At 50.3% G+C, this 595-nt stretch carries 1 protein-coding gene and 1 pseudogene; one reads left to right on the top strand and one right to left on the bottom strand.

Annotation, left to right across the window (positions count from 1 at the left end):
* Positions 1–317, top strand: a pseudogene (locus R8N47_RS26725) (insulinase family protein); the annotation flags it as partial.
* A 57-nt stretch (positions 318–374) separates the two neighbouring features.
* Here R8N47_RS26725 and R8N47_RS26720 read toward each other — a convergent pair.
* A partial coding sequence (locus tag R8N47_RS26720) for a polymer-forming cytoskeletal protein (protein WP_318186302.1) occupies positions 375–595 on the bottom strand: 221 nt, incomplete at its 5' end.

Genomic DNA, 595 nt, shown 5'->3' with positions numbered 1-595 from the left:
AGGTGGATCCAAAAGATGTGGGTTTGATGGATAAACTGTTGGATAAGGTTTTCGACGATCTCGCGACTAACATTACCCAGAAAGAAGTCGACACTGCGGCCAAGCAGCTTGCTGTCGCGATGCAAGGATTGGGTGACAACCCTGGTTCTCGCGCTTGGGTTTACAGCCGCTACCTCGCGCACGACTACGGATTGGATGTTGTGCTGGATGTGGAGAAAGCCGCTAAGAGCGTAACACTAGAAGAAGTGAAAGCACGTGCGGCATCGGCGTTTGGTCCGAATGCCAAGCGTTCTGCGCTGATTCTCAACCCGATGTAAAACCAGACATTGGATGCAAACAGTAAAACGAAAAAGACGGCTTAATCGCCGTCTTTTTTATGCGCTTTTGCGCGCGAGTCGCTTTTCAGTGTTGGCGCTGTTGTCTTTCGCCGTTGCGCTTTCTTGCGCTTTGCCTTTCAGGCTAACCACTTCTTTTTCTGGCAATTCTGCTGCTTCACCGAAGAACTTACCGCCCGGTTCAATGCTCAGATTGTTGCTCCAGATTTTGCCACTGACACGGCCTTTAGTGAGTACTTGAATGTGCTCTGCGTGACAGT

The organism is Vibrio sp. 2132-1, from assembly GCF_033344315.1.
Note: the sequence above shows the minus strand (reverse complement) of the source record. Positions and strands in the feature narration are given on the sequence as shown.